This is a genomic window from Knoellia remsis (assembly GCF_003002895.1).
GTDB lineage: Bacteria > Actinomycetota > Actinomycetes > Actinomycetales > Dermatophilaceae > Knoellia > Knoellia remsis.
Window position 1 is genome coordinate 1 of sequence record NZ_PVTI01000025.1, and the last position, 19,815, is coordinate 19,815.

Consider the following 19,815-nt stretch of genomic DNA (forward strand, 5'->3'; position numbering starts at 1 on the left):
TCAAGGGTCAATGTCGGCCGACGTGAACAGGCACCCGCATGCCCATTTTCTCCCCGGAACGGGCCGCCCGGAACGGGCGCACAGAACTGATTGCGACTTCGCAGAGTTCGTCGCGGCGCTCCTCACTCTGCGAAGTCGCAAGAAGTCCCAGTCAGGTCACGAGGGCCTGGCCGAGGATCTCCCCGTCGCGGGCTCCGGGCAGGATCGCGAAGACCGCCGACCCGACCGGGGTGATCCACGTGTTGAGCAGGTCACCGTCGGCGATCCGCTGCTGCACCGGGACGAACTGACGCACCGGGTCGGCGCAGTAGGCCGCGAACAGCAGGCCCGCGTCCGACGTCGACCCGACCGAGTCGTCGTAGGAGTAGGGCCGGCGCAGGAACACCTCGTGTGCTGCCGTCGCCGCGGCTCGGCGGATGTGCGCTCCCTCGTGGATCGTGGGGAACCCGAGCGAGTTCGTTGCCGAGAGGTCGCTCGGCACGTCCGGACCCGACCCCGCCTTCGCGGTGAGCGGGCTGCCGTCGGGGAGACGGCGCCCCACGGCGTTCTCGCGGGTGCCGCGGTCCGCCTCGTCCCACGTGTCGAGGTTCATCCGGATGCGCCGCAGCACGAGCGCCGAACCGTCGCGCAGCCACTCCGGCCCGTCGGCGCCGACCCAGAGGCGGGCGTCGTCCGGACCGTCCGTGCGCGGCTGCACGGTCCCGTCGACCTGTCCGAAGAGGTTGCGCATCGGACGCTTCGCGGTCTCGAAGGGGTCGCGGAACCCCCGCTGGACCCACCGCACCGCCGCGAGGTCGCCGGTCCCCGAGACCAGCCGGCGCTGGGCGTGGTGCACGGTGGTCGGGCTGTCCGCGGTGATCTGGAGGAGGAGGTCGCCCCCGGACCAGCGCGGCTCGAGGCGGTCGATCGAGGGGAACGCCGGCAGCGGCGCGAGCCACGCCGGAGCGGTGGCCCCGGCGACCGCGACGGTCCGGGGGCCGACGCCGACTGTCACCGTGAGGTTCGCCGGGGATGCCGCGAGCTCCGGCTCCTGGTCGGTCAGGCTGGGCCTGCCGGACATGAGCCGCTCGATGTCGTCGGTCCACACCTTGAGGATGCGGCGCAGCGTGTCCCGGGTCGCGGTCGTGGCGAGGTCGAGGGCCACGAACGCGCCGTGGGACTGCGGGTCCTCGATGATCCCGGCCTGGCGCGGCCCGCGGAACTCGCGTGCGGTGTGCTCCGGCCCGGGCAGGCACATCTCGAGTGCCGGGTTGGCTGCCTTGTCGGCGTCGGAGTCACCGAGTGCACGCGTGCAGGCGCCGACGCCACCCACCGCGGCCAGCCCGGCGAGGCCGGCCGCGATGGTGTGGCGCCGCGAAGGCTGCCCGGTCACGACTTGCCGGGCTGGTAGCTCTCGTTCGCGCCCTCGAAGGAGCGCGCGGGAGCGGTGAGGTCGACCTTGCCGGCGGAGGTCGTCAGCTCGACGGAGACCTCGTCGCCGATGTTGATCGGCTTCGGCAGCTCCATGAGCATGATGTGGTTGGCGCCCGGCTTGAGCTCGAAGGTGCCTCCGGCCGGGACGACGATCTCCTTGACGGGACGCATCGTCATGGCGCCGACCTCGCCGACGGTCTCGTGCAGCTCGGCCTTGCCGGCGACGGGGGACGACGCGGCGGTGATGGTCACCGGCGCGTCGGTGGTGTTGCGCAGGACGCCGAACATCGCCGACATCGCCATCTTGTCGAGCTTCGGCAGGGCCTTGACCCAACCCTTCTCCATGACGAGGGGCTCGGCCGCGGACGTCGACGCCGGCGAGGTCGTCGAGGGGCTCGACGTGTCGCTCGACGCGTCACCGTTGCCACCGCCGCAGGCGGCGAGGGGACCGACCGCGAGGGTGAGGGCGGAGGCGACGGCGACGCGCCGCAGGGTGGACGTGGACATGCGGGTGGTGCGGGACATGGGTGTCTCCAAAGGGGTATGGGTGCACGGCAGCGCTCAAGGGGTGAGCGCCGGTGTGCCGTGCGGGAAGAAATGCATGGGCTGTGAGGTCGCCGAAGGAGCCGCTCAGAGGGCGAGGACGTCGCGCAGACGTCGACGGGGTCGCTCGGGCGGCGACGGAGTCGCTCAGGTGGCGACGGCGCGGGCCACGTGCGGCGGCGCGCGAGGCCGGGTCGCGGCCGCGACGACGGTCGAGGCCCACGTGAGCGCCGCGGGCCGGACGGCGACGCGGAGCAGAGCGGGGATCCGGGCGCTCGCGATCTGCGGCAGCGCCCGGGCGACAACGGCCCAGAGCACGCGCTCACCGTGGCGGACGAGCAGCGCGAGGAGCACCGTGGCGACGGCGTGCCACGCGAGCATCGACCCGGTGAGGCCGTGGGCCATGCCCTCCATCCCGGTCGTGCCGGTCGTGCCCGCAACGCTTGCGGCCCCGGTGAGGACCGGGCCGCCCGACATGGCGGCGTGGTCGGCCGCCGACATCGCGGGCGCGGAACCGGCGCTCACACCCGTGGCGCCGGGGAGGGTCATCGCCGTGAGCCCGAGGTGGGTGGCGACCTGGCCCAGGGCCAGCGCGGCGCCCGCGGACAGCCCGCCCAGTCGTCGCGAGGTCAGCGCCAGACAGGCGGGCCAGACGAGGACGGCGAGCAGAACGAGGGGGATCGGCGGGGGGACGTGGCCACCGGCCATCGCGTGCGCGGCCGACCCCAGGGCGAGGATGAGGACGCTCAGCACGCTCGCGCGCAGCGCGCGAACGACTCCGTGCCGGGCCTCGATCACGGCGGTCATCCTACGGTGCGCCGCGTGACTCCTCTCATCGGTCCGGAACTAGGCTGGAGGACGCACTCATACGGCCCGTCCCACGGGCCCGCACCGACCACGGATCAGGAGCACGCCATGGCGGACGCCGCCCGCGCCCACAAGGTCGCCGACCGCATCAAGACCCTCATCGCCGCCGGCCTCGAGCAGGTCGTCAAGGACCCGGACCTCGGCTTCGTCACGATCACCGACGTGCGCGTGACGAACGACCTCCAGCACGCGTCGGTCTTCTACACGGTCTTCGGTGACGACGCCCAGCGGGCCACGACGGCCGAGATCCTCGAGGCCAACCGGGGCAAGCTCCGCAGCCACGTCGGGCGCGGGCTCGGCATCCGGCTCACCCCGTCGCTGGAGTTCATCGCCGACGCCATCCCCGAGACGGCGGCCCACCTCGAGACCCTCCTCGCGGAGGCGCGGGAGCGGGACGCCCAGGTCGCCGCCACCGCGGCCGGTGCCGCGTATGCCGGTGAGTCCGACCCGTACCGCCACGAGGACGACGAAGGCGACGGCTCCGTCGAGGACGACACCGACCGGGACGGGGCCACGCGGTCGAGCACACCCGAGGACGAGGGCAGGGAGTGAGCGACACCGTCGACGGCCTGCTGATCGTCGACAAGCCCGCCGACTGGACGAGCCACGACGTCGTCGCGCGCACCCGCCGGCTCGCGCAGACCCGCAAGGTCGGGCACGCCGGCACCCTCGACCCGATGGCGACGGGCGTGCTCGTCCTCGGCATCGGCCGGGCGACGAAGCTGCTCACCTTCCTCGTCGGCTGCGACAAGGACTACACGGCGACGATCCGCCTCGGGCAGAGCACGCTCACCGACGACGCCGAGGGCGAGGTCACGAGCACACCCGGTGCCGCCGACGTCACCGACGAGGCGATCGCCGATGCCGTCGACACCCTCACCGGCGACATCGACCAGGTTCCGAGCGCGGTCAGCGCGATCAAGGTCCAGGGGCAGCGCTCCTACCACCGGGCTCGCGCGGGGGAGGCCGTCGACCTGCCGGCGCGCCCGATCACGGTGTCGCACTTCGGGATTCGCGACATCCGTCCTGTCGCCCTCGACGACGGCACGGAGCTGCGGGACGTCGACGTCGAGGTCACTGTCTCGTCCGGAACCTATGTCCGTGCGCTCGCCCGCGACCTCGGTGCGGCTCTCGGCTCCGCCGGACACCTCACGGCCCTGCGCCGGACCCGCGTCGGCGGCTTCGGTCTCGACACCGCACACCCACTGGCCGAGCTCGAGGCCCGCCAGGGTGAGCCGATGCCCGTCGTCCCGCTCGCCGACGCCGCGCGCGCGGCGTTCGCCGTCCGTGAGCTGACCGAGGCCGAGGCACGCACCGTCGGCTATGGCCAGCGCCTGCCGTCGGCGCAGCCGGGGCGCGACGAACCAGTGGCCGCGTTCGCCCCCGACGGCACCCTCGTCGCCATGCTCGACGAGACGAAGACCACAGCCCGAAGCCACGTCGTCTTCGCTCCGGCACGTCCGTAAAGTGTCCACCGTGCACCGCTTCACCGACCCTGCCGAGACGCCGGACGAGCTCCGTCCCTGTGTCGTCACGCTGGGCAACTTCGACGGCGTCCACCGCGGGCACAAGGCGGTGATCTCCCGGCTGGTCGAGATCGGCCGCGAGCGTGACCTGCCTGCCGTCGCCGTGACCTTCGACCCGCACCCGCTCGCCGTGCTCCACCCCGAGCGCGCCCCCGCGCTCATCACGCCGGGTGCGATCCGCGACGACCTGCTCGCGACGACGGGTCTGGACGGGCTGCTCGTCATGGAGTTCACCCGCGAGTTCGCGCAGCAGTCGCCCGAGGAGTTCGTCCGCACGACGTTCGTCGAGGGGCTGGGCGCGCAGGTCGTCGTCGTCGGCCACGACACCCGCTTCGGCTACCAGAACTCCGGCGACGTCGGCACCCTCCGCGAGCTGGGGGAGCAGCACGGCTTCGAGGTCGTCGCGCTCGACGACGTCGGCGACGGCGAACGCTGGTCCTCGACCTCGGTCCGGCGCGACCTCGCCGAGGGCGACGTCGCCGCCGCCGCGCGCGTGCTCGGCCGGCCGCACCGTGTCGTCGGCACGGTCGTGCACGGCCACCATCGCGGTCGCGAGCTGGGCTACCCCACGGCGAACCTCGCCGCCGATTCCGACGGGCTCGTTCCCGCCGAGGGTGTGTATGCCGGGTGGCTCACCCGCCTCGACATCGCACCGGGCGAGCCCGACCGCACCATGCCGGCCGCGATCAGCATCGGCACCAACCCCACCTTCGACACGCTCGACCGCCGCACGGTCGAGGCCTACGTCCTCGACCGTGACGACCTCGACCTCTACGACGAGCGGGTCGTCGTCGAGTTCGTCGAGCGGATCCGCCCGACCCTGAAGTTCGAGAGCATCGACGAGCTGCTCGAGGCCATGGCCAAGGACGTCGAGCAGTGCCGCGCGGTGCTCACCCAGATCGTCCACTCCTGAGCCGCTTCCCGCTGGCCGGTGACGTCCCCGGGCGGGGCGCGGGTCGCGGCGGTGTCGCGTCGAGGTCCTGGCTGCGTCAGGACCTCGGCCTGCTCATCGGAGCCGCCGGCACCTCCGTCGTGGGCGCCCTCCTCGTGTGGTCCGCGACCAACGAAGCCGCAGGGACGGCATACCTCGTCCGTCACCTGCTCAACACCGCGATCGGGATCGCGCTCGCGGTCGCCGTCTCCCGGCTCGGGCAGCACGGGCTGCGGCTCGTCGCGCCGTGGCTCTACGGCGCGGCGGTGCTCGGGCTTGTTGCGGTGCTCACCCCGCTGGGTCTCACCGTCAACGGGTCCCGGTCGTGGATCCCCGTCGCGGCCGGGTTCACGCTGCAGCCGGCGGAGTTCGCCAAGCTCGGGCTCGCGCTCGTGCTCGGGTTCGTCTTCGCCGACCGCTGGGAGCGCGGCGTCGCGCCGGGAGGTCGGGACGTCGCGGTGGGGTGGGCGCTCGCGGCCGTGCCCGTCGTGCTCATCCTCGCCCAGCCCGACCTCGGCTCGGCGGTCGTCCTCGGGGCGCTGGCCTATGTCGTCATCGCCGTCGCGGGCGCGTCGCGGCGGTGGGTCGTCGGGATCGCGGCGCTCGCCGTGGGTCTGCTCGTCGCCGCGCTCACGACGCCGCTGCTCAGCGACTACCAGCGCGACCGGCTGCTCGCCTTCGCCGACCCGAGCGCGGACCCGCAGGGCATCGGCTACCAGACCCGCCAGGTGCGGCTCGCGATCGGCTCCGGCGGCTGGACCGGTCAGGGCTTCATGGAGGGCCGGCAGACGCAGGGTGGGTTCATCCCGTTCCAGCTCAACGACTTCATCTTCTCGGTCGCGGGGGAGGAGCTCGGGTTCCTCGGCGCCGCAGGGCTGCTCGTGCTGCTCTCCTTCATCGTCATCCGGGTGTTCGTCGTGGCGGGCCGCTCCCGCGACGCCTTCGGTCGGTTCGTCGGCGTCGGCGTCGGGACCTGGCTGGGGTTCCAGGTCTTCCAGAACGTCGGCATGAACCTCGGCGTCATGCCCGTCACCGGGCTGCCGCTGCCGTTCGTCTCGTACGGCGGGTCGTCGATGTTCGCGTCCTGGCTCGCCATCGGCGTCGTCAATGCGGCGTATGCCGCGGGGCAGCGTCCGCGTTCCTGACCCGCCCCGCATTCTGACGCGGCCCGCGACGTGAGCGACCCACGAGGTGAGCGACCGCGAGGGGCGCGCGGACGGCATACGAGACGGTTCGTTACTCATCGGTCACGTTTGGCTGCAAACGCTCCCGAGGTGAGTGGAGCCTGTGGGAGCATCACGGCCACGAGCTCCCCAATGACGAGGACACCGCCATGCTCAAGGCAACCCCGCAGATCCACTCGCCGGCCGACGAGCCGATCGACAACAGCCTGCTCGAGAACCGCTCACCGAGCGTCGGGCACCTGTTCCGGGACCGGGTCGAGAAGACCCCCGACTCCACCGCCTTCATGTACGCCAAGGTCGACGCGGGCACCGACGGCGCGGACGAGTGGGTGAGCGAGACCTGGGCGCAGGTCCGCGACCGCGTCTACGCGATCGGCGCCGGGCTCATCGCGCTCGGCGTCGGGCCCGAGGAGCGGGTCGCGATCGCGTCGGGCACGCGCTACGAGTGAGCGATCGCCGACCTCGCCGTCATGGTCGCGGGCGCCGCGACGACGACGATCTACCCGACGACCATCGCCGACGACGTCGCGTTCATCCTCACCGACAGCCAGACCAAGGTCGTCTTCGCCGAGGACGCCGAGCAGGTTGCCAAGCTCCGCGGCATCCACGACCAGCTGCCCGGGGTGAGCAAGGTCGTCACCTTCGACGCCGAGGCCGCCGACGGTGGGGACGACTGGGTCATCTCGCTCGACGCGCTCGAGGAGCTCGGTCGCACGGGTCTGCAGCGCGACCCCGGCCTCATCGACGCGCGCATCGACGCGATCACGCCGGACCGGCTCGCGACGATCATCTACACCTCCGGCACGACCGGGCGTCCCAAGGGCGTGCGGCTGCTGCACTCGACGTGGACCTACCAGGCCGCGACGATCACCGCGATCGGCATCCTCGACGAGGACGACCTGCAGTACCTCTGGCTCCCGCTCGCGCACGTCTTCGGCAAGGTCCTGCTCACCTCGCCGCTCCAGATCGGCTTTGCCACGGCCATCGACGGCCGCATCGACAAGATCGTCGACAACCTCGCCGTCGTGAAGCCGACGTTCATGGGGGCCGCGCCGCGCATCTTCGAGAAGGCCTATGGCCGGATCACGATGATGGTGGCCGAGGAGGGCGGCATCAAGGCGAAGCTCTTCGGCTGGGCCGAGGGAGTCGGGCGCGAGGTGAGCGACCTGCGCGCCGAGGGCAAGGACCCCAGCGGCCTGCTCGCCCGCAAGTACGCCCTCGCCGACAAGCTCGTCATGAGCAAGATCCGCGACCGGTTCGGCGGGCGGATCCGGTTCTTCATCTCCGGCTCGGCCGCGCTCAACCAGGACGTGGCCCGGTGGTTCGACGCGATGGGGATGCAGATCGCCGAGGGCTACGGGCTCACCGAGTCCAGCGCCGCCGCCTTCGTCAACCGCACGGCGGCCTACCGCTACGGCACCGTCGGCTGGCCCGTCCCGGGCACCGAGGCGCGCATCGCCGACGACGGTGAGGTCCTGCTGCGCGGCGACGGCATCATGGATGGCTACCACAACAACCCCGACGCCACGGCCGAGTCGATCGACGCCGACGGGTGGTTCCACACCGGCGACATCGGTCAGCTCGACGATCGCGGGTTCCTCACGATCACCGACCGCAAGAAGGACCTCTTCAAGACCTCCGGCGGCAAGTACGTCGCGCCGTCGGCGATCGAGTCGACCTTCAAGGGGCTGTGCCCGTACGTCAGCCAGTTCCTCGTCCACGGCGCCGACCGCAACTTCGTCTCCGCGCTCGTCACCCTCGACCCGGACGCCATCCAGGGCTGGGCCGACGCCAACGGGCTCGGCGGCAGGTCGTACTCCGAGATCGTCACCTCGCCGCAGGCGCGCGAGCTCGTCCAGGGCTACGTCGACCAGCTCAACGCCGGGCTCAACCGATGGGAGACGATCAAGAAGTTCACCATCCTCGACGCGGACCTCACGGTCGAGAGCGGCGAGCTGACGCCGAGCCTCAAGCTCAAGCGCAAGGTCGTCACCGAGCGGCACAAGGACGCACTCGACGCGCACTACGCGGAGGCGTAGCCGGGCCGGACGTCCGGACGGCTGGGTCGCTCAGTCCTCGACGAGGGGGACGAAGCGGTACGCCCCGTGGGTGGTCACCTCGACATCGTCGTCCGTATGCCGTTCGCGACCGTCCGCGGCGGCGTCACCGTCGCCTGTGCGACGGAGCGCGCGGTGCATGATGCCGTCGACGGGGACGACGAGGACTCCCCCGGGAGCGAGCTGGTCGAGGAGGGCCTGCGGCAGCCGAGTCGCCCCCGCCGAGACGAGGATGCGGTCGAAGGGCGCCTGCTTCGGTGCGCCGAGGACACCGGAAGACGCGACGTCGAGGCGCGCCCACGGCATACCGGTTCGGTCGAGGTTCGCAGCGCCGAAGCCCGCGACCTCGGCGAGCCGTTCGACCCCGACGACGCTGCCGCCGGGTCCGGTGAGGTGCGCGAGAAGCGCTGTCGTCCAGCCGGATCCGGTACCCACGTCGAGGACCCGCATGCCCGGCTGCACGTCGAGCAGCTCGAGCATCGCCGCGACGGTGCGCGGCTGGGAGTTCGTCTGACCGGAGCCGATGGGGATGGGCCCGTCGTAGTCGGCGTTCTCCCGATCTGTGGGCGGCAGGAAGCCTTCGCGGGGCACGACCGTCATCGCGTCGGCGACGCGCCGGGCGACTCGTGACGAAGCTGTCATCACCGACATCGTGCCCCCGAGACCGACGGCCCAAACACGCACACCTCGCCACTGATTGCCGGTTCCCGGCACGCCGACCTGTCAGGAACCGGCAATGAGTCGGGGGAGGGGAGAGGCGGGTGGGGTTGGTGGGTCAGTTGTTGGCGATGAGGTCCTCGGCCACCTCGACGGCGCGGTCGATCGGCACGGCGAACCCGATGCCGATGTTGCCGGACGAGCGACCGTCGACCGTCGCGATCGCCGTGTTGACGCCGACGACCTGCCCGTCGAGGTTGACGAGCGGGCCGCCGGAGTTGCCCGGGTTGATGGACGCGTCGGTCTGGATGACGGTGCGCGCGCCCTGGCCGCCGAGCTGGGCCTCGCGGTCGACCGCGCTGACGATGCCGCTCGTCACCGTGCCGGACAGGCCGAGCGGGGAGCCGACCGCGATGACCGGCTGACCGATGCGCACGTCGCGGGACGTGCCGATCTCGGCGGCCGTCAGGGTCGCGGGGTCGGCGCGCAGCACGGCGATGTCGTTGCCCTGGTCGCTGCCGACGACTGTTGCCGACACGACCCGCCCCGTCGAGAGCTGGAGGCGGACGCTGCTCGCGCCGTCGATGACGTGATGGTTCGTCATGACGTGCCCGCGGTCGTCGAGGACGAACCCGGACCCGGTCGAGCGGCCCGCCCGGATCTGCACGACGCTCGGCAGGATCGCCTCCGCCGCGGCCTCCTGGGTGCCGGCGGGGGCGGCACCGCCGCGTGGCGGGGCCTGCGGGATCTGCGGGCCCGCGTCCGTGGCGACGGGGTCGTCGTCGAGGACCCACGCGGTTCCTGCGCCGGCGAGACCGCCGGCGAGCAGCGCCGTGAGCAGCACGGTCGGTATGCCGGCCGCGCGCCTTCGCGTGCCCGGCTCGTCAGCCCGGACCCGGCCGGGGGGCACAGGGGATGCCCCGGCCGGGCCCGGAGTCGGTGGGGCCGCCTCGTCGGGCGGCGCGACCTGCGGCAGCGGTGGCGGAGCCGCGGGCGCGCTGGGTGGCGGCGACGGATGGCCGATGAACTCGGGACCAGCGGGCTTGCCGAGCCCACGCCACCACGATGGGCCGCGGGAGGGAGTGGTCATGTCGGACCTTTCGAGGGCACGGGTGGGTCAGGGGAGTCTCGAGAACCAGCGCAGCGACATCGCACCGGCCCCGAGGAGGAGGAGGAAGGCGGCGGCCGCGAGCCACGGGGTGATCTCACGGGCCTCGGTGCGCCAGCCGATGGAGGAGCCGATGTCCTCGTAGACCGACTCGAGCTCCTCACCGCTCGTCGCCGTGTAGGCCTGCCCGTTGGTCGCGTCGGCGAGGGTCGCGAGGGCCTCGACGTCGACCGGGACGGGGACGAGCTGGCCGTTGATCTCGACCGTGCCCTCGTCGGTGCCGTAGGCGATCGTCGACACCGGCACGCCGGCCTGCGTCGCGGCCTCGGCGGCCTGGCCCGGGTCGCGGCCGCGGGTGTTCGTGCCGTCAGACAGCAGGACGATCCGTCCCGGGACCCGGTCGGCGGCGTCCGGCTGGTCGCCCTCCGTGCCGGAGCCGTCACCAGGAGAACCGTTGTCCCCGTTGCCGTTCGGGTCACCCGAGCCGTCCGCCCCCTGGCCCCCGTCGGTGCCTTCGGCGTCGTCCGGCGCCATCGACGCGATCTGCTCGAGCGAGGTGAACACGGCCTCGCCGATCGCGGTGCTGTCGGCGAGCGTGAGCGAGTCCAGGCTCGCCGCGGCAGCTTTGTGGTCCTGCGTCGGGGGCGAGAGGACCTGGGTCGAGCCGGCGAAGGTCACGACGCCGACGTTGAAGCTGTCCGGGAGCCCCTCGATGAAGCTTCGCGCGGCGGTGCGAGCGGCCTCCATCCGGTTCGGCTCGACGTCGGTCGCCTCCATCGAGCGGGACACGTCGACGGCGACGACGATCGTCGCCCGCTCGTGCGGCACCCGGAGGTTCACCTCGGGCCGGGCCGCCGCCAGCCCGAGCAGACCCATCGCGACGAGGAAGGCCGCCGCCGGGGCGTGACGCCGCCAGCCCGGCTTCTCCGGGGCCACCTTGTCGAGGAGGGGTAGGGAGGCGAAGCGGACGGCATACCGGTTCCGCCGCCGGTGCATGACGAGGTAGGCGGCGAGGAGCGCCACGACGGGCACGAGCAGCAGCAGCCACCACGGGGAGAGGAAGGTCATCGAAGACTCCTGTTCGCGACCCGCGGCGCGCGCCGCCGGGTCCGGACGAATCGGGCGAGGTCGCGCACCCAGTCGCTGTCGGTGCGCAGGGCGACGTGGCCGGCGCCGGTCGCGCGCACCGCCTCGGCGACGGCACCGCGGTGGGCCGCGGCCGCCGCGGCGTAGCGCCGGCGCAGGTCCGGCGAGGTGTAGACCTCGCGCTGGCGCCCGCTCTCGGGGTCGGTGAGGACGAGGTGCCCGAGGTCGGGCAGTTCGAGGTCGCGCGGGTCGGACACGTCGACGACGACGACGTCGTGCCGCGCGGCGAGGCGTCGCAACGCGGGCTCCCACGGCAGCGGCCGGTCGATCGTACCGTCGGGCTCGACGAAGTCGGACACGATGACGCGCAGGCCGGGTCGGCGCTGGCGTCGTTCGAGCGCGCTCATGGCATGGGCGAGGTCAACGGCCTCCCCGGACTGCGCTCGGTTCGCGTCCGTGCGCCGCAGCGCGCGGCGTGCCGCGATGCGGCCGGGCAGCGGTGTCTCCCAACGGATTCCGTATGCCGTGTGCCTGGCGACGCCGATCCGGTTGCCGGGGCCGTCGGTGAGGAGACCGATGGCTGCGGTCACCCAGGCGGCGACGTCCCGCTTCTCCGCGGAGACGGTGCCGAAGTCCATGCTCGCGGTCTCGTCGACGAGCACCCACGTGTCGAGCTCGTGCTGGGCCAGCGGCCGCCACACGTGCGGCTCGCTGCTGCGGGCGGTGACGTTCCAGTCGATCCGGCGGACGTCGTCCTCTCCGGGGCGGTAGCGGACGACCTCCTCCGGGTCGGATCCGGCGCCCAGCCGCAGGCCGGCGTTGTCACCCTGGAGGAGCCCGTCGAGACGCCGGCGCACGACGAGGTCGAGCGCCTGGAACGCCCGGTCCGGGTCGCGGATGACGGAGCCGTCGGCGAGCTGCATCGGCTCAGATCCCGTTCTCGTGGCGGGCGCCGTCCTGCGCCGGCGCCACCCGCGGCTGCGGGAGCGTCGAGACGACGAGGTCGGTCACGCTGCGCGGGTCGACCCCGTCGGCGACGGCGTCGAAGGACAGCACGAGCCGGTGGGCGAGCACGTCCGAGGCGATGTCGGCGATGTCGCCGGGCAGGACGTAGTCCCGTCCGCGCAGCAGCGCCATCGCGCGCCCGGCAGCGACGAGACCGAGGGTGCCTCGGGGACTGGCACCGAGCTCGATGACGCCGTCGAGCTGACCCAGCCCGTAGCGCGCCGGTTCGCGCGTCGCCATGACGAGCGCGACGGCATACTGCGCCACCGCGTGGTGGACGAAGACCTCGTCGGTCGCGCGCTGCAGCCGCTCGACGTCCTCGATCGACAGCGTGCGGTGCGCCCGCGGGGGGTCGACGCTCATCCGCTGGAGGATGGTGAGCTCCTCGACCTCCGTCGGGTGTGGCACGTGCACCTTGAGGAGGAACCGGTCGCGCTGGGCCTCCGGCAGCTGGTAGACGCCCTCGGACTCGATCGGGTTCTGCGTCGCGAGGACGAGGAACGGCCGGGGGAGCGCGTAGGTCTGGCCGCCGACGCTGACCTGCTTCTCGGCCATGGCCTCGAGCAGCGCCGACTGCACCTTCGCCGGGGCGCGGTTGATCTCGTCGGCGAGGACGAGGTTGGCGAAGATCGGCCCCAGCTCGGTGTCGAACGACTCCGCGCTCGGCCGCCACACCCGCGTGCCGACGATGTCGCCGGGCATGAGGTCGGGCGTGAACTGCAGTCGCGTGAACGAGCCGCCGATGACATCGGCGAGGGTGCGCACCGCGAGGGTCTTGGCCACACCGGGCACACCCTCGAGGAGGAGGTGACCGCGGGCGAGGAGGCCGACGAGCATCCGCTCGACCATCCGGTCCTGGCCGACGACGACCCGCTTCACCTCGAACATGGCCCGCTCGAGCGGGGCGCCGTAGGACTGTTGGGTCTGCGGCACCTGCTGCGTCGGGTGCTCCCGCTCCGACTGCGGCGGGGTGGCCCCCTCCCCGGCCGCGAGGGGGTGCACGGCCGGGGAGGGGGTGTCGTATGCCGTTCGCTCGCCCACGCGAGCGTCCGGCACGTTGGTGGTGGGCTCGGTCACAGCGTCTCCGTGTCCGGCGCCGGCGAGGGCGCCTCATCCTGGGGGGATCCGTCCTGGCTGGGTCCAGCCTGACCCGAGTCACCGGGCTGCGTCGACTCGCCAGACCCGGAACCAGCCTTGTCGGGGCAGTCGGCCCTGCCGCCGCTGCGCTCCTGGGACGAGAACGACGGGGAGCCCGGGCTCGTGCCCTCGGTGGTCGAGTCGTCCGTCGTCGTCGACGAGTCGGAGACGCCCGGGGTGGCCGACTCGGTGTCGACGACGGTCGCCCAGCCCGTCTCGGTGTCGGTCTGGGTCGCGGCGTACGCCGCAGTCGCACCGCCGGCGACGATGGCGAGGGCGGCGAGGCCGACACCGGCGATTCGGCGGAGCCTGCGGGCGCTGTCCTCGGTCGGACCGGGGAGGACCTCGTCGCGAGGCGTGGGGTCTGGCGTGGGGTGCGTCATCGTTCGCTCCTGGGACTGCGGTCGATCGGCATCGGTGCGATGTCGAGACCCACCGCTTCCGGCGGGCTGCGTCCCAGCCCACCAGCCAACACCGAAAACCAGCGGAAGTCAGCCCGAAAGCGCAGCGAAAGAGCGTTCCGGGACCTTGCGGCGCGCGGGCTACCGTTGGAGCGTGCGGCTCCTGATCGTCGAGGACGAGGAGGGTCTGGCGGACGCGTTGCGCATCGGCCTGGCCCGTGAGGGGTATGCCGTCGACGTCGCCACGACGGACGGTGAGGCGCGCGAGAAGCTCGCGCTCACGGCATACGACGTCGTCCTCCTCGACGTGAACCTCCCTGACGGCAACGGGTTCCACCTCGCCGAGGACATCCGCAGCGGCGCGGCCGAGGGCCCCTCGGGAGCGGACGTGCGGATCCTCATGCTCACCGCCCGTGCCGGTCTGCCGGACCGGGTGCGCGGGCTCGACGTCGGCGCCGACGACTACCTCGTCAAGCCGTTCGCGCTGGCCGAGCTCACCGCCCGGCTGCGCGCCCTGCTGCGTCGTGACGTGCGTGCCGCGAGCTCGGTGCTGCGCGTCGGCGACGTCAGCCTCGACGCCGCTCGACAGCTCGCGCACCGGGGGAGCCGTGAGCTGTCGCTGACGCTCAAGGAGTTCGCGGTGCTGCGCTACCTCATGACGCGCGCCGACCACGTCGTCTCGTCGGAGGAGCTGCTCGAGCACGTCTGGGACGAGAACGCCGACCCGTTCACGCAGACCGTCCGCGTCACCGTCGGGACGCTGCGGCGCAAGCTCACCGTCGACGATGAGCCGGCGCTCATCGAGACCGTCATCGGCCGCGGCTACCGGCTCCGGTCACGGCCGCCGGTCGCGGGGACGGCGTGATGGACCAGCCGGCGGCAGGCGGGGTCCCGGGCTGGCTGGTGCGGCTCACCGCGCAGTTGCCGGCGTGGGCGCGCACCGTGCGCGCTCGGCTCGCGCTCACGTACTCGGGGCTGCTCTTCCTCGTCGCCGCGCTGCTCGTCGGTGGTCTGTATGTCGCTCTGGCACAGACCATCGACGCCGCACCGCTCGACCCGGTGACGGTGAAGAAGTTCGAGCGCGGCCCGGACGGACGGATCCACTACAAGCCGGGCGCGGAGTTCCAGGCCGCCGACGTCGCGGACGTGCAGGCCTACGTCAACTTCACGACGCTGCAGACCCTGCGGACCTACTCCTTCATCGCGCTCGCGGTGCTCTTCGTCCTCAGCCTGCTCATCGGCTGGTGGGTCGCGGGGAGGGCGCTCCGTCCAGTCGGTGCGATCACGGCGACGGCTCGCGAGATCACCGGATCGGACCTGTCCCGGCGCATCGCCGCGACCGGCCCACAGGACGAGCTGCGCACTCTCGCAGACACGCTCGACGGCATGCTCGACCGGCTCGAGGCCGCGTTCACCGCGCAACGCGACCTTGTCGACGACGTGTCCCATGAGCTGCGCAACCCGGTCGCCGTGGTCCAGGCGAACCTCGACGCCGTGCTCTCGCGCGACGACGTGACGCCGGCCGAGCGGGCCCAGGCGGCGGCCGTCGTGCAGCGCGCGACGAACCGGATGGGCGGGCTCGTCGAGGACCTGCTCGCGACGGCCCGGCTGCGATCGGGCGCCTTCGTCGAGCGGGACGTCGACCTGTCGGCGCTGGCCCAGGAGGCGGCCGAGGAGTTCCGGCTGCTCGCGTCCTCGCGCGGGGTGTCGCTCGTGCTGCGGCTCGCGCCCGGGCCGCGCGTCATCGCCGACCCCGAGTCGCTGACCCGGGCGCTCGACAACCTGCTGTCCAACGCCGTGCGCCTGGCCCCCGGTGGCAGCGAGGTGACCGTCGCGTCCGGGTCGCGTGCCGGCTGGGCCTGGGTGGCCGTGCGTGACGAGGGCCCGGGGATCGCCGCCGAGGACCGGGAGCGCGTCTTCGACCGGTTCCGGCGGACCGGGCCGGCCGAGGGCAACGGCGAGGGGCACGGCCTCGGACTGGCCATCGCCCGCCAGGTCGTCGAGTCGCACGAGGGCCGGATCGCGCTCTTCAGCGAGGTCGGCGTCGGCAGCACCTTCGTCGTGTGGCTGCCGGATCGGGTCTTCCACGGTGGCCAGCAGAGCCCGTTCGCCCGCGACGCCGATGGTCCGGGGGAGCGTGACCGCACCCCGCCCACCGACGACCCCCTCGGCCGCCGCTGAACGCTGCTGTTCCCGGTGGCAGGCGAGCCCGGGCGCACTTCCCGCGCCACGGCGCAGTATTTTCCGCGTCCTGGCGCGGGAAGTGCGTCACCGACCGGGCGGCCGGCCGGGCGACCGCCGCCTGGCTCAGCTGCCGCCGAGCTCGGCGGGGACGTCCCGCTGCGGGAACGAGGCGAACGGTGCCGGGTCGGTCGTCGTCCCGTCGGCGAGCGTCATGCTGATCTCCACGGTGGCAAAAGGATCCTCGGGCGCGTTCGACCACGCCGGCCAGCTCGCCGCGAACCACCCTGTCGACAGGCTGGCGGAGACCTCACCGGCGGGAGTCAGGAGAGTGACACCCCTGACCTGCGCGCCGACCCGGCCCGCAACGACGGTGACGCCGTCGGTGACGGCCACCGGGCCGCCGTTGGAGGTGAACGTCTCGGCGTGCCCCGTCACGGACACCGAGGTGGCCTCTGGGTCGGTCAGCGGGAACCGGCTGCCCGAGGCCATCGGGTCGCCACCGTCGTAGGACGTGCAGGTCAGGTCGAACCCGGCCTCGTTGGCGAGGACGACGAGGTCGTAGGGCCCGCGTCGCTCGCTGACGACGACGCGCATCGCCCGCCGCTGCTCCGGTGCGAAGGAGCCCTCCGGAGGCGGCTGGTTCGGCCGCGTCACGAGCTTCTCGGTCGCGCTGAGACAGGCCTCGCCGGCCTCGCGGGCGGCATCCGCACTGAGCGCGGTCGGAGTGGCCGACCACGCCGACGGGCGGCGCTCCTCGCCGAACAGCTGCGGCACGACCAGTCCAGCGGCCGTGACCGCGGCGACACCCAGCCCGGCCGCGACCGCCCGTCGGCGTCCGGTACGGCGCCGGGGCTCCGGCGAGAGCTGTGGAGTCGGTGTCGACTCTGCGGCAGACATGAGGATCCGCGCCTTGAGGTCGTCGCGGTGCCGCGCCTCTCGCGCGGTGAGCTCCACGCCGACAGAGGTGGGGTCGAGGCGGCGGACGAGCGTGTCGAGCTCGTGGCCAGACACGGTGGGAGTGGGGGTCATGACGTGCTCCTTTCGCGAGCGGGTGTGGCCGCGGGTGCGGCATGAGTACGCGCCGGGTGCCCGAGGTGATGTCGCAGGACGCGTCTGGCCCGGCTCAGCCGCAGGCGGAAGGCCACGGGCGAGATGCCGAGGACGGCAGCGGCCTGGGTGGAGGTGAGGTCGTCCCACGCAACGAGCGCGAGGCTCTCCTGGTGGACGGGGCTGAGCCGACGCCACGCCCGAGCGAGGTCGACGTGCTCGATCGCGAGCAGCGGGTCGGGGGCCGAGCCAGGTGAGCCGGCCCCCTGTAGCCGGCTCACCTGGTCGTCGGCGATGCGCACCGTGAGGGCCTGACGCCGCTGCTCACCGTGGTGGGCGGCGAGCAGGACGCGCCGAGCGATGCCGAAGAGCCAGGCTCGCGCCTCCTCCGCGTCCTCGGGCAGGTCCGCGATGCGGCGCCATGCCACGACGAAGACGTCGGCGACCACGTCCTCCGCGTGCGACGGGTGGACGCGCCGCTGCACGAAACGCAGCACCGCGGCATACGTCGCGTCGTACACCGTCTCGAAACGGACCCGCAGCGCGTCGTCCTCGCGCGGCGGCCCGATGCTGTCGTGGCTCATGACCCCTACATGCCTCCGGAGGCCGAGAGTGTGTCGCGCGACTTTGGGGACCTGCCCGGGCCGAACGTACCCTTGACGTATGCACACGCGTACTCCCGGCACCTCCCTGTTCACCGAGCTCGAGCCGCTGCTCGAGCAGGTGAGCAAGCCGATCCAGTACGTCGGTGGCGAGCTCAACTCGACGGTCAAGGACTGGGACTGCGGCGCCGACAGCGAGCACGGGCAGACCGTGCGCTGGGCGCTCATGTACCCCGACGCCTACGAAGTCGGCGTCCCGAACCAGGGCTCGATGATCCTCTACGAGGTCATCAGCGAGCGGCCCGACGCGCTCGCGGAGCGGACGTATGCCGTGTGGCCCGACATGGAGGACCTCATGCGGGCCGCGGGGGTGCCGCAGTTCACCGTCGACAACCACCGCGCCGTCGGTGACTTCGACCTGCTCGGGGTCTCGTTCTCGACCGAGCTCGGCTACACGAACCTGCTGACCGCGCTCGACCTCGCCGGCATCCCGCTGCACGCGCGCGACCGCGTCGACGGCGACACCATCGTCATCGCCGGCGGGCACGCCGCCTTCAACCCGGAGACGATCGCCGACTTCGTCGACGCCGCGATCATCGGCGACGGCGAGGAGGCGGTGCTCATGGTCACCGACCTCGTCGCGCGCTGGAAGAGCGAGGGTATGCCGGGTGGTCGCCGCGAGCTGCTGCTGCGCCTCGCGCGCACCGGTGGGGTCTACGTGCCGGCGTTCTACGACGTGTCCTACCTGCCCGACGGCCGGATCCGGCGCATCGCCCCGACCGAGCCGGGCGTGCCGTGGCGCGTGTCGAAGCACACCGTCATGGACCTCGACGCATGGCCGTACCCGAAGCAACCGCTCGTGCCACTCGCCGAGTCGGTCCACGAGCGCATGTCGGTCGAGATCTTCCGCGGCTGCACCCGCGGCTGCCGCTTCTGCCAGGCCGGCATGATCACCCGGCCCGTGCGCGAGCGGTCCATCACCGGCATCGGCGAGATGGTCGAGAAGGGCCTTGCCGCAACGGGATTCGAGGAGGTCGGGCTGCTGTCGCTGTCGAGCGCGGACCACTCCGAGATCGCCGACATCACCAAGGGCCTCGCCGACCGCTACGAGGGCACGCAGACCGGACTGTCGCTGCCGTCGACCCGCGTCGACGCCTTCAACATCGACCTCGCCAACGAGCTGACCCGCAACGGACGCCGCTCCGGGCTGACCTTCGCCCCCGAGGGCGGCAGCGAGCGGATCCGCAAGGTCATCAACAAGATGGTGACCGAGGACGACCTCATCCAGACCGTCACCGCGGCCTACGGTGCGGGCTGGCGCAACGTCAAGCTCTACTTCATGTGCGGACTGCCGACCGAGACCGACGAGGACGTCCTGCAGATCGCCGATCTCGCCAAGCGCGTCATCGAGACGGGCCGCCAGGTAAGTGGTCGCAAGGACATCCGCTGCACCGTCTCCATCGGCGGGTTCGTGCCGAAGCCGCACACCCCGTTCCAGTGGGTCGGCCAGCTGTCCGCCGACGACACCGACGCCCGGCTCGAGAAGCTGCGGGACGCGATCCGCTCGGACCGCCGGTTCGGGTCGTCCATCGGATTCCGCTATCACGACGGCAAACCTGGCATCGTCGAGGGGCTGCTCTCGCGCGGCGACCGTCGCGTCGGTGCGGTCATCGAGGAGGTGTGGCGCGACGGCGGCCGGTTCGACGGCTGGAGCGAGCACTTCTCGTATGACCGCTGGGTCGCGGCCGCGGACCGGGTCTTCGCCGAGTCGGAGTGGCCGATCTCGGTGGACTGGTACACGACGCGCGAGCGCGACGAGTCCGAGGTCCTCGCGTGGGACGTCGTCGACTCCGGCCTCGACAAGGAGTGGCTCTGGCAGGACTGGCTCGACGCCCTCGACGAGACCGAGGTCGACGACTGCCGCTGGACGCCGTGCTTCGACTGCGGCGTCTGCCCGCAGATGAACACCGAGATCGAGATCGGCCCGACGGGCAAGACCCTCCTGCCGCTCACCGTCCTCGGGGCGGGCAGGAAGGCCATGGCCGAGCACAGCCACGCGTGATGGCC

19 protein-coding genes and 1 pseudogene are annotated in these 19,815 nt (G+C 72.4%); 9 read left to right on the forward strand and 11 right to left on the reverse strand.

The annotated features are described in order from the left end of the window. Positions 1 to 151: 151 nt before the first annotated feature. The 3 genes from BCF74_RS13570 to BCF74_RS17400 all read right to left on the reverse strand — a co-directional run bounded on the left by BCF74_RS13570 (position 152) and on the right by BCF74_RS17400 (position 2,754). On the reverse strand, positions 152 to 1,372 hold the full coding sequence (locus tag BCF74_RS13570) for a Dyp-type peroxidase (RefSeq protein ID WP_106298502.1): 1,221 nt from the start codon (positions 1,370 to 1,372) through the stop codon (positions 152 to 154). Continuing rightward, positions 1,369 to 1,938 (reverse strand): copper chaperone PCu(A)C, encoded by a 570-nt coding sequence (locus tag BCF74_RS13575; RefSeq protein ID WP_106298503.1) that lies wholly within the window; start codon positions 1,936 to 1,938, stop codon positions 1,369 to 1,371. Before BCF74_RS13575 ends, BCF74_RS13570 begins: the two co-directional genes overlap by 4 nt. Before the next feature lie 165 nt (positions 1,939 to 2,103). After that, the gene (locus BCF74_RS17400) at positions 2,104 to 2,754 is read right to left on the reverse strand and encodes a hypothetical protein (protein WP_170070252.1); all 651 of its coding nucleotides are present in this window, start codon (positions 2,752 to 2,754) and stop codon (positions 2,104 to 2,106) included. Positions 2,755 to 2,871: 117 nt separating this feature from the next. Here BCF74_RS17400 and rbfA point away from each other — a divergent pair, with 117 nt between their 5' ends. The 6 genes and pseudogenes from rbfA (at position 2,872) to BCF74_RS17980 (ending at position 8,503) form a co-directional block, all read left to right on the forward strand. Next, positions 2,872 to 3,375, forward strand: a complete 504-nt coding sequence (gene rbfA, locus BCF74_RS13585) for a 30S ribosome-binding factor RbfA (protein ID WP_106298505.1) — start codon at positions 2,872 to 2,874, stop codon at positions 3,373 to 3,375. After that, positions 3,372 to 4,289 (forward strand): tRNA pseudouridine(55) synthase TruB, encoded by a 918-nt coding sequence (gene truB, locus BCF74_RS13590; RefSeq protein WP_106298506.1) that lies wholly within the window; start codon positions 3,372 to 3,374, stop codon positions 4,287 to 4,289. The genes rbfA and truB overlap by 4 nt, the downstream gene beginning before the upstream one ends. A 10-nt stretch (positions 4,290 to 4,299) precedes the next feature. Then, a complete protein-coding gene (locus tag BCF74_RS13595) occupies positions 4,300 to 5,262 on the forward strand; it encodes a bifunctional riboflavin kinase/FAD synthetase (RefSeq protein ID WP_170070253.1) in 963 nt (320 codons plus the stop codon). Next, positions 5,226 to 6,425 carry an FtsW/RodA/SpoVE family cell cycle protein gene (locus tag BCF74_RS13600; protein ID WP_342747579.1) on the forward strand — a complete coding sequence of 400 codons (1,200 nt, stop codon included), beginning with the start codon at positions 5,226 to 5,228 and terminating at the stop codon, positions 6,423 to 6,425. Before BCF74_RS13595 ends, BCF74_RS13600 begins: the two co-directional genes overlap by 37 nt. Before the next feature lie 188 nt (positions 6,426 to 6,613). Continuing rightward, positions 6,614 to 7,963, forward strand: a pseudogene (locus tag BCF74_RS13605) (AMP-dependent synthetase/ligase); the annotation flags it as partial. After that, positions 7,961 to 8,503 carry a hypothetical protein gene (locus tag BCF74_RS17980; protein WP_483868522.1) on the forward strand — a complete coding sequence of 181 codons (543 nt, stop codon included), beginning with the start codon at positions 7,961 to 7,963 and terminating at the stop codon, positions 8,501 to 8,503. The pseudogene BCF74_RS13605 and the gene BCF74_RS17980, both read left to right, overlap by 3 nt. A 30-nt stretch (positions 8,504 to 8,533) precedes the next feature. On the opposite strand, the gene BCF74_RS13610 is transcribed toward BCF74_RS17980, so the two are convergent. The 6 genes from BCF74_RS13610 to BCF74_RS13635 all read right to left on the reverse strand — a co-directional run bounded on the left by BCF74_RS13610 (position 8,534) and on the right by BCF74_RS13635 (position 13,897). Next, positions 8,534 to 9,163 (reverse strand): protein-L-isoaspartate O-methyltransferase family protein, encoded by a 630-nt coding sequence (locus BCF74_RS13610; RefSeq protein ID WP_106298546.1) that lies wholly within the window; start codon positions 9,161 to 9,163, stop codon positions 8,534 to 8,536. A 133-nt stretch (positions 9,164 to 9,296) separates the two neighbouring features. After that, positions 9,297 to 10,268: a S1C family serine protease gene (locus BCF74_RS13615; protein ID WP_106298508.1), complete on the reverse strand. Its 972-nt coding sequence runs from the start codon at positions 10,266 to 10,268 to the stop codon at positions 9,297 to 9,299. Positions 10,269 to 10,295: 27 nt separating this feature from the next. Next, the gene (locus tag BCF74_RS13620) at positions 10,296 to 11,354 is read right to left on the reverse strand and encodes a VWA domain-containing protein (protein ID WP_106298509.1); all 1,059 of its coding nucleotides are present in this window, start codon (positions 11,352 to 11,354) and stop codon (positions 10,296 to 10,298) included. Beyond that, positions 11,351 to 12,295 carry a DUF58 domain-containing protein gene (locus tag BCF74_RS13625; RefSeq protein ID WP_106298510.1) on the reverse strand — a complete coding sequence of 315 codons (945 nt, stop codon included), beginning with the start codon at positions 12,293 to 12,295 and terminating at the stop codon, positions 11,351 to 11,353. The genes BCF74_RS13620 and BCF74_RS13625 overlap by 4 nt, the downstream gene beginning before the upstream one ends. A gap of 4 nt (positions 12,296 to 12,299) precedes the next feature. Beyond that, on the reverse strand, positions 12,300 to 13,454 hold the full coding sequence (locus BCF74_RS13630) for an AAA family ATPase (RefSeq protein ID WP_245889364.1): 1,155 nt from the start codon (positions 13,452 to 13,454) through the stop codon (positions 12,300 to 12,302). Continuing rightward, positions 13,451 to 13,897, reverse strand: coding sequence for a hypothetical protein (locus BCF74_RS13635; protein ID WP_106298511.1), 447 nt, complete (start codon positions 13,895 to 13,897; stop codon positions 13,451 to 13,453). The genes BCF74_RS13630 and BCF74_RS13635 overlap by 4 nt, the downstream gene beginning before the upstream one ends. A gap of 172 nt (positions 13,898 to 14,069) precedes the next feature. Between BCF74_RS13635 and BCF74_RS13640 the strand changes: the two genes are divergently transcribed. After that, positions 14,070 to 14,780 (forward strand): response regulator transcription factor, encoded by a 711-nt coding sequence (locus BCF74_RS13640; RefSeq protein WP_106298512.1) that lies wholly within the window; start codon positions 14,070 to 14,072, stop codon positions 14,778 to 14,780. Continuing rightward, a complete protein-coding gene (locus BCF74_RS13645; protein WP_106298513.1) occupies positions 14,780 to 16,096 on the forward strand; it encodes a sensor histidine kinase in 1,317 nt (438 codons plus the stop codon). The genes BCF74_RS13640 and BCF74_RS13645 overlap by 1 nt, the downstream gene beginning before the upstream one ends. A 126-nt stretch (positions 16,097 to 16,222) precedes the next feature. Here BCF74_RS13645 and BCF74_RS13650 read toward each other — a convergent pair whose 3' ends face one another. Continuing rightward, complete coding sequence (locus BCF74_RS13650; protein WP_106298514.1) at positions 16,223 to 17,128, reverse strand: hypothetical protein; 906 nt, start codon at positions 17,126 to 17,128, stop codon at positions 16,223 to 16,225. Beyond that, positions 17,125 to 17,730: an RNA polymerase sigma factor gene (locus BCF74_RS13655; protein WP_106298515.1), complete on the reverse strand. Its 606-nt coding sequence runs from the start codon at positions 17,728 to 17,730 to the stop codon at positions 17,125 to 17,127. Before BCF74_RS13655 ends, BCF74_RS13650 begins: the two co-directional genes overlap by 4 nt. Positions 17,731 to 17,809: 79 nt before the next feature. Between BCF74_RS13655 and BCF74_RS13660 the strand changes: the two genes are divergently transcribed. Continuing rightward, positions 17,810 to 19,810 carry a TIGR03960 family B12-binding radical SAM protein gene (locus BCF74_RS13660; protein ID WP_106298516.1) on the forward strand — a complete coding sequence of 667 codons (2,001 nt, stop codon included), beginning with the start codon at positions 17,810 to 17,812 and terminating at the stop codon, positions 19,808 to 19,810. The last annotated feature ends 5 nt before the right edge of the window (positions 19,811 to 19,815 follow it).

What these genes read in the sequence shown, in the direction of transcription:
- BCF74_RS13575 (WP_106298503.1), bottom strand. Translation starts at nt 1,938, where the DNA reads ATGTCCCGCACCACCCGCATGTCCACGTCCACCCTGCGGCGCGTCGCC.
- rbfA (WP_106298505.1), top strand. Translation starts at nt 2,872, where the DNA reads ATGGCGGACGCCGCCCGCGCCCACAAGGTCGCCGACCGCATCAAGACC.
- BCF74_RS17980 (WP_483868522.1), top strand. Translation starts at nt 7,961, where the DNA reads ATGGATGGCTACCACAACAACCCCGACGCCACGGCCGAGTCGATCGAC.
- BCF74_RS13610 (WP_106298546.1), bottom strand. Translation starts at nt 9,163, where the DNA reads ATGACAGCTTCGTCACGAGTCGCCCGGCGCGTCGCCGACGCGATGACG.
- BCF74_RS13615 (WP_106298508.1), bottom strand. Translation starts at nt 10,268, where the DNA reads ATGACCACTCCCTCCCGCGGCCCATCGTGGTGGCGTGGGCTCGGCAAG.
- BCF74_RS13620 (WP_106298509.1), bottom strand. Translation starts at nt 11,354, where the DNA reads ATGACCTTCCTCTCCCCGTGGTGGCTGCTGCTGCTCGTGCCCGTCGTG.
- BCF74_RS13625 (WP_106298510.1), bottom strand. Translation starts at nt 12,295, where the DNA reads ATGCAGCTCGCCGACGGCTCCGTCATCCGCGACCCGGACCGGGCGTTC.
- BCF74_RS13635 (WP_106298511.1), bottom strand. Translation starts at nt 13,897, where the DNA reads ATGACGCACCCCACGCCAGACCCCACGCCTCGCGACGAGGTCCTCCCC.
- BCF74_RS13645 (WP_106298513.1), top strand. Translation starts at nt 14,780, where the DNA reads ATGGACCAGCCGGCGGCAGGCGGGGTCCCGGGCTGGCTGGTGCGGCTC.
- BCF74_RS13650 (WP_106298514.1), bottom strand. Translation starts at nt 17,128, where the DNA reads ATGACCCCCACTCCCACCGTGTCTGGCCACGAGCTCGACACGCTCGTC.
- BCF74_RS13655 (WP_106298515.1), bottom strand. Translation starts at nt 17,730, where the DNA reads ATGAGCCACGACAGCATCGGGCCGCCGCGCGAGGACGACGCGCTGCGG.
- BCF74_RS13660 (WP_106298516.1), top strand. Translation starts at nt 17,810, where the DNA reads ATGCACACGCGTACTCCCGGCACCTCCCTGTTCACCGAGCTCGAGCCG.